The organism is Halorubrum sp. Boch-26 (assembly GCF_029889805.1).
Taxonomy (GTDB): Archaea; Halobacteriota; Halobacteria; order Halobacteriales; family Haloferacaceae; genus Halorubrum.
The window spans coordinates 48,855-55,088 of record NZ_JARANT010000004.1 but is presented as its reverse complement, the minus strand read 5'-3'; the positions used below and the strand labels follow the sequence as shown (position 1 = coordinate 55,088).

The window sequence follows — 6,234 nt, the reverse complement described above, 5'->3', positions numbered from 1 at the left end:
CGGTCGGCGGCGCCAGAGAGTCCCGCGGCGCTCCCGACGTTCGCGGCAACCTCGACCGACCGGCCGTCGTGGGTCGCGACGCGTTCGGTGACGGCCGGCGTCGCGTCGCCCTCGGCGGTCGTGCGCGCCGACGCGTCGGGGTCGACGACGACTCGCCCATCGACCCCGTCGACGAGCAGTTCGGTGCCGTCGGCGACCTCGCGAAGCGTCTCGCCGACGCCGACGACCGCCGGAATCGACAGGGAGCGCGCGATGATCGCCGCGTGGGCGGTCCGTCCGCCCGCGACGGTGGCGATCCCGGCGACCGCGTCCGGGTCCAGTTCCGCCGTGTCGCTCGGCGTGAGCCGCTCGGCCAGCACCACGGTACCGTCCGGGAGGCCGCCGAGGTCGCTGAGCGCGTCGACGTTCAAGAGGGCACGGAGCAGGCGGTCGCGGACGTCGCGCAGGTCGTCGGCCCGCTCGGCCATGGGACCGTCGAGCGCTTCGAACTGCTCGATCGCGGCCGCGAACCGGTCGTGAACGGCGTGTTCGGCGGGGGTCCCGTCGCCGATCGCGTCCTCGATATCGCCGACCAGCTCCGGGTCGTCGAGGAACCCCTCGTGCGCGTCGAACACCGCCGCCTCGTCCTCGCCGACGCGTTCCGCAGTCCGGTCGCGGGCGCGTCGGATCGCCTCGCGCGCCTCGTCGCGGGCGCTCTCGAACCGCGTCAGTTCGGCGGCCGCGTCGACCGCGGCGGGGTCCGGTCGGTCGGGGAGCGTCAGGTCCGCCTCGGGCCGGTACCAGCGCGCCGCGCCGACGCCCGACAGCGGCGTGCTCCCGACGCCGGTGAGGGTCGTCACTCCGACTCACCCTCGTCGGCGTCGGTCCCGCCTCCGTCGCTCTCGTCCCCCGTCCCCTCGACCTCGCTCGTCAACAGGTCGCAGACCGCGTCGAGCGCGGCGGCCTCCTCGGGCCCCTCGGCGACGACGCGGACCGACTCGCCGTGAGCGACGTTCAGTCCGCTCACCGAGAGCATGCTGTCGGCGCGGACCAGCCCGTCGTCGCCGTCGTCCGCGCGACCGATCGACACGTCGGCGTCGAACCCGTTCGCCGTCTGTACCAGCTTCGAGGCCGGGCGCGCGTGGAGTCCCGCCTCCGGAACCACCGTCACGGTTCGCTCCATGGCGGCAGTGGACCGCGAGCGGTCTTATATTCACACCACGTCGACGACCTCGCCGGCGATCATCCGCGCGAGCACGACTCGGGGGACGTCGGCGCGCTCGTGCACGACCTGCGCGACCTCCCGTGCGACCGCCTCGTCGCCGGCGTCGTCGACCGCGTTTATAAGTGGAATCGCCGTCGCGTCCGGCGGCACGTCTTTGAAGCCGCCCAGCTCGTCGGCGAGCACGCGCCCGACCAGTTCCGGGGTGATCTCGTCGCCGAGTTCGGCGTCGGTGATCGCGGCCACGCGTTCGGGGCGGTGAACCGTCTCCTCGGCCAGCGGTTCGCCGACCGCGCCGACGCTCGCCACCGGTACGACGCGGTCCGCGCCCGACGGGATCTGCGGCTCGCGCTCGTTCGGGGACTTAAAAAGGCGCGTTCGGGCGCCGTCCGCCTTCACGAGCACCGGACCGTCGTGCGCGGCCGCGATATCGTCGACGACGGCCGGGTCGTACCCCCGATACCGATCGTCGCGCTCGCGCTCCGGGACCAGTCCGAGGGGAAACGCGTCTCCCTCGCCGCCGTTCGCCGCGGTCCCGTCGAGTTCGCCGACCGGGTCGTCGGTCGCCCGGACTTCGGCGACCTCGCGGTCGAAGATCGGGATCCGGACCGTCGACGTGAGCACGGCCCGGTCGAGCCGGGCGGCGAGCGCGTACAGTGTGGTCTTCTTTCCACCGGCGCCGACGAGACAGGTCGTTCCCGCGGCCGCGTCGAGCGCGTCGACGACGTCGTTCATGCTCATCAATATGAGGGGCCAAGGGCGAAAGGCCGTCGGTCGGGACGGGGCACCGCGTCGAGCTCCGGTCGGCTCCGCGTCGGCGACGAGGCGCACCCTCGCGGCGGCGTGTGATTTAATCCCGTCCGCGCGCGACCGTATGCACGATGACCGTCCCCGACCGGGCCCTCCGCGTCGACCTCTCCGCCGGCCGCGTGCGTAGCGAGCCGGTCCCCGAGGAGTGGCTCGCGCGGTACGTCGGGGGGAAGGGGCTCGGGGCGCGCTACTGCTACGAGATGGAGCCCGGCGTCGACCCGGAGGCGCCGGCGAACCGGCTCGCGTTCCTCGTCGGCCCGCTGACGGGGCACCTCCCCGGCGAGCCGCGCTACGCCGCCGTCACGAAGTCGCCGCTCACCGGGGCGTTCCTCGACTCGTACGGCGGCGGGTCGTTCGCGAGCCGGCTGGCGGGCTCGCTCGGCGACCACCTCGGCATGGTGGTCGAGGGCGCGGCCGACGCTCCCGTCGCGCTCTCGCTCGCCGGCGGGGAGGCGACGATCGAGCCGGCCGGAGACCTCCGCGGGCTCGACGCCGCCGAGACCGACGCGCGGTTCCCGGATAGCGCGGTCGCCTGCGTCGGCCCCGCCGGCGAGGCGGGCGTGCGCTACGCGACGATCGCCTCCGACGGCGGCGACCACCACGCCGGCCGCGGCGGCGCGGGCGCCGTGATGGGGTCGAAGAACCTGAAGGCGGTCGTCGCCCGCGATCCGCCGCCCGAGACGCCGCCGGCGCTCCGGGAGCTCCGCGAGCGCGACGAGGGGGAGTTCGCCGACAGCGACGCCGGGCGGTGGCTCGCCGCGGGCGACACCCTCGAAACGGTCTCCTTCGCCGACGAGACGGGCGTGCTCCCGACCCGGGGCTGGCAGGCGCGCCGGTTCGAGGGGGCCGAGAACCTCGGCGTCGAGCGCGCGAGCGAACGCGCCGCGGGGCGCGAACGCTCGGACGAGGCTGTCCCCGGCGGGTTCCGGATTCGAGCGGGCGGCGGAGACCGCTCGGGTGGAGGTTCCGACCCGGACGAGACCGTCCCCCGCGGGGGCACCCCGATCGCGCTCGGCGCGGGGCTCGGGATCGACGACTTCGACGCCGTGGCGGCGCTCGGCGACGTCTGCGACCGGCTCGGGATCGACGTGATCTCCGCGGGCAACGCGGTCGCGTGGGCGGTCCGCGCGAGCGAGGCCGGGCTGATCGACCCCACCGATCACGGGATCGACCGGAAACTCGCCTTCGGCGACGACTCCGCGGCCCGGACGCTGATCGAGGAGATCGCCTCGCGCTCGACGCCCCTCGGCGACGCGCTCGCGGACGGCGTCGAGTCCGCGGCCGATCGGTTCGGCGGCGCGGATCTCGTCCCGACGGTGAAGGGTATGGAGCTGGGCTCGTACGACCCGCGCGGGGCCGAGACGATGGCGCTCGCGTTCGCGACGAGCGACCGGGGCGGGTGTCACCGGCGGGCTCGCCCGGTCGAGACCGAGGCGGTGGCCGCGCCCGGGTGGAGCCCGGCCGAGCGCGCCGCGGCCGTCGCCGACGAGCAGGACCGCCGCGCCGCGCTGTGGTGTCTCGTCGGCGACGACTTCCTCGCCGAGAGCTTCGGTCCGGCGGCCGCCGCCGAGTGGTTCGCGGCGCTCGGCGACGAGCGTGACCCCGACGACCTCCGGCTGCTCGGCGAGCGCACCTGGACGCTCACGCGGCTGTTCAACCTCCGCGAGGGGTTCACGCGGGCCGACGACCGCCTCCCTGAGGCGCTGACGAGGAACACCGAGAGCGGAGCGGACCGCGAGCGCGACGGCGGAGCGTCCGGCGACCGGGGCGGCGACGGGCTCGATCCCGCGTCGTTCGAGACCCTGCTCGACCGGTACTACGAGCACCGGGGCTGGGACGGGGAGGGTCGGCCGACGGCGCGGCTGCTCGATCGACTCGGGCTGTCCCACCTACCGGACGCGGCGACGCCGGTCGGGTCCGCGGCGGAGGGCCCCGACACCGACGGCGACAGTTTGTAAAGAGCGCCGGGCGACTACGGCGCCGCCTGCTTCGTCGAGACCAGTTCGATCACGTCGCGGTGGGCGAGCGCGTGGTCGGTCCCGACCTGCCGGCCGCTCCGACAGTCGGTGCCGTGGAGGAGCCCCTCGCCGATGTCCGAGTGGATGTGGAACGCGAAGTCCTCCGTCGTCGACCCGCCGGGGAGGATGAAGCAGTCGCGGAAGACGCCCTTCTCGTCTTTGCTCCCGTTCGCGGAGCCGGGGAAGACGGCGATGCAGCCGAGCACGTCGAAGACGGCCGCCTCCAGCGCGCCCTGCACGCCGGTGCCGTCGTAGTCGGCGACGAACTCGCCGATCCGGTCGAGGCCGGCCGCCTGCTCACCGGAGACGTCGCCGACGACGTCGAAATCGCTCTCGCCGGGCGTGTAGTCGACGACGCCGGCCTCGTTCGCGTTCTTGAGCGCCTTCTCGGCGTGGGCGCTCGCGGGGACGAACGAGAGGTGCTCGTAGTCGGGATCCGTCGTGATCGCCTCCCAGTTCGCCTGCGCCTCCGGGGTGTCCATCTTGTTGGCGGCGACGACCATCGGCTTCGTGCGCTTGCGTATCTCGCGGGCGAGCGACGCCTCGTCGGCGTCGTCCCACGTCTCGGGGTCGAGGTCGAGCCCCTCCGCGAGGATCACCCGCTTCATCCGGTCCTTGTCGATCCCGAACGCCGACATCTGCTCGGCGAGCTCCGCCTCGATGGCGGCCTCCGACCCGTGGTAGCGGGTCTCGAACTTCTCGATCCCCTTCCGGAGCACGTCGAGGTACCACTCGTCGAGCTCCTCCTCGAGGAAGTCGATGTCCTCGCGCGGGTCGTGGCCCTCGGTGGTCTCGCCCTCGATGTCGGTCTTCCCCGAGAAGTCGACGACGTGGATCAACACGTCGGTCTCGTTGAGGTCGGTGAGGAACTGGTTGCCCAGCCCGCGCCCCTCGTGGGCGCCCGGAACGAGTCCGGCGACATCGACGAGCTTCACCGGGACGAAGCGGGTCCCCTCGCGGCAGACCCCGACGCTCGGCGTGCAGGTCTCGTCGAACTCGGGCGCGGCGCAGTCGACGCGGACGTACGCCTCGCCGACGGTCGGGTCGATCGTGGTGAACGGGTACGCGCCCTCGGGCACGTCGTTCATCGTCGCGGCGTTGAAAAACGTCGACTTCCCCACGGAGGGTTTGCCGACGAGGCCGATCCGATAACTCATTACCAGCAGTGCGCGACCCGCGGTAAAAAGCGATGCGAGACGCGCCGTGGCGTGCGTACAGGTGACGAAGGACGAGATTTCGGAGCCGGTCAGGCGACGAGGACGACTGAGTCGGTCAGGCGTCGCCGTCGGACTGCCCCGGCTCGCCGACCGCCTCAATCGGCAGGACGTTCTGGAGCGCGGCAAAGGCGTCTTCGGGGCTCTCGAACCGCTCCTGATCGATCTCGGCGAGCAGCTCTCCGAGATCGGCGTCGCCGTCGGCGAACAGCGCGGTGGTCCCCGCGCACGACTCGGCGAGCTCGCTCCGAGTCGCCGGGAAGGAGTAGTCCTCGAACTCGCTCTCGACTCGGGATAGGTGAATTTCGGTACTCATGAGCGAAAGACGCGTCGGAGCGGCTTAAGCGCGCGCCTCAGACGGACCGCCGCGAAGAACCGGCAAGGCCTGCAAAGAGTTATGCGACCGTGGAATCATGGAGCATGTAAACAAATGTCACTTTACAACCGCATCTTGGTCCCGACCGACGGCTCGGCCGAGGGGCATCGCGCGGTCGTGCACGCGTTCGACCTCGCCGCGGTCCACGGCGCGGCGGTCCACGCGATCCACGTGGTCGACACGGCGAGCTACGCGGGGATGCCGATGGAGGCCTCCTGGGAGGGCGTCAGCGAGCTGCTACGGGGCGACGCCGCAGAGGCCGTAGAGGGGGTCGAGGAGCTGGCCGAGGGGACCGGCGTCGACGTGGAGACGGCGGTCGTCGAGGGCTCGCCCAGCGGCGAGATCATCCGATACGCCGAGGACAGCGACTGCGACCTCATCGTGATGGGGACCCACGGCCGCGGCGGGATCAACCGGCTGCTGCTCGGGAGCGTCGCGGAGAAAGTCGTCCGCGGTTCGGCTGTTCCCGTCCTGACAGTCCGGATCGACGGCGACGCCCCGCCGAAGGCGCGCGCCGAGGAGACCGCCGCCGAGGGAACGACGACCGGTGAAGGGGCGACTGACGACGGAGAGTCGGAGGCGACGGGTCAGACGTAGCCGAGGCGATACGCCGCC

The 6,234-nt window shown here is 72.6% G+C and carries 7 protein-coding genes; 2 read left to right on the top strand and 5 right to left on the bottom strand.

Features of this window, described 5'->3' with window-relative positions; translation table 11 throughout:
- From OQF71_RS01260 to yqeC, 3 genes are all read right to left on the bottom strand, one after another.
- The coding region (locus OQF71_RS01260) for a phosphoenolpyruvate-utilizing N-terminal domain-containing protein (protein WP_280585265.1) at nucleotides 1-839 on the bottom strand (839 nt) is incomplete at its 3' end.
- Nucleotides 836-1,162, bottom strand: coding sequence for an HPr family phosphocarrier protein (locus OQF71_RS01255; protein WP_280585263.1), 327 nt, complete (start codon nucleotides 1,160-1,162; stop codon nucleotides 836-838). The genes OQF71_RS01260 and OQF71_RS01255, both read right to left, overlap by 4 nt.
- Before the next feature lie 30 nt (nucleotides 1,163-1,192).
- The gene (gene yqeC / locus OQF71_RS01250) at nucleotides 1,193-1,936 is read right to left on the bottom strand and encodes a selenium cofactor biosynthesis protein YqeC (protein WP_280585261.1); all 744 of its coding nucleotides are present in this window, start codon (nucleotides 1,934-1,936) and stop codon (nucleotides 1,193-1,195) included.
- Between the two features lie 146 nt (nucleotides 1,937-2,082).
- Here yqeC and OQF71_RS01245 point away from each other — a divergent pair, with 146 nt between their 5' ends.
- Nucleotides 2,083-3,969 (top strand): aldehyde ferredoxin oxidoreductase C-terminal domain-containing protein, encoded by a 1,887-nt coding sequence (locus tag OQF71_RS01245; RefSeq protein ID WP_280585260.1) that lies wholly within the window; start codon nucleotides 2,083-2,085, stop codon nucleotides 3,967-3,969.
- A gap of 14 nt (nucleotides 3,970-3,983) precedes the next feature.
- On the opposite strand, the gene OQF71_RS01240 is transcribed toward OQF71_RS01245, so the two are convergent.
- Together OQF71_RS01240 and OQF71_RS01235 are read right to left on the bottom strand one after the other, a co-directional pair.
- Nucleotides 3,984-5,186, bottom strand: a complete 1,203-nt coding sequence (locus OQF71_RS01240) for a redox-regulated ATPase YchF (protein ID WP_280585256.1) — start codon at nucleotides 5,184-5,186, stop codon at nucleotides 3,984-3,986.
- A gap of 115 nt (nucleotides 5,187-5,301) precedes the next feature.
- Complete coding sequence (locus OQF71_RS01235; RefSeq protein ID WP_280585255.1) at nucleotides 5,302-5,559, bottom strand: hypothetical protein; 258 nt, start codon at nucleotides 5,557-5,559, stop codon at nucleotides 5,302-5,304.
- Nucleotides 5,560-5,673: 114 nt separating this feature from the next.
- Here OQF71_RS01235 and OQF71_RS01230 point away from each other — a divergent pair, with 114 nt between their 5' ends.
- Nucleotides 5,674-6,216: a universal stress protein gene (locus tag OQF71_RS01230; RefSeq protein WP_280585254.1), complete on the top strand. Its 543-nt coding sequence runs from the start codon at nucleotides 5,674-5,676 to the stop codon at nucleotides 6,214-6,216.
- Nucleotides 6,217-6,234: the final 18 nt, after the last annotated feature.

Coding starts and splice junctions, on each gene's coding strand:
- yqeC (WP_280585261.1), bottom strand. CDS start 1,936: ATGAACGACGTCGTCGACGCGCTCGACGCGGCCGCGGGAACGACCTGT.
- OQF71_RS01235 (WP_280585255.1), bottom strand. CDS start 5,559: ATGAGTACCGAAATTCACCTATCCCGAGTCGAGAGCGAGTTCGAGGAC.
- OQF71_RS01255 (WP_280585263.1), bottom strand. CDS start 1,162: ATGGAGCGAACCGTGACGGTGGTTCCGGAGGCGGGACTCCACGCGCGC.
- OQF71_RS01240 (WP_280585256.1), bottom strand. CDS start 5,186: ATGAGTTATCGGATCGGCCTCGTCGGCAAACCCTCCGTGGGGAAGTCG.
- OQF71_RS01245 (WP_280585260.1), top strand. CDS start 2,083: ATGACCGTCCCCGACCGGGCCCTCCGCGTCGACCTCTCCGCCGGCCGC.
- OQF71_RS01230 (WP_280585254.1), top strand. CDS start 5,674: ATGTCACTTTACAACCGCATCTTGGTCCCGACCGACGGCTCGGCCGAG.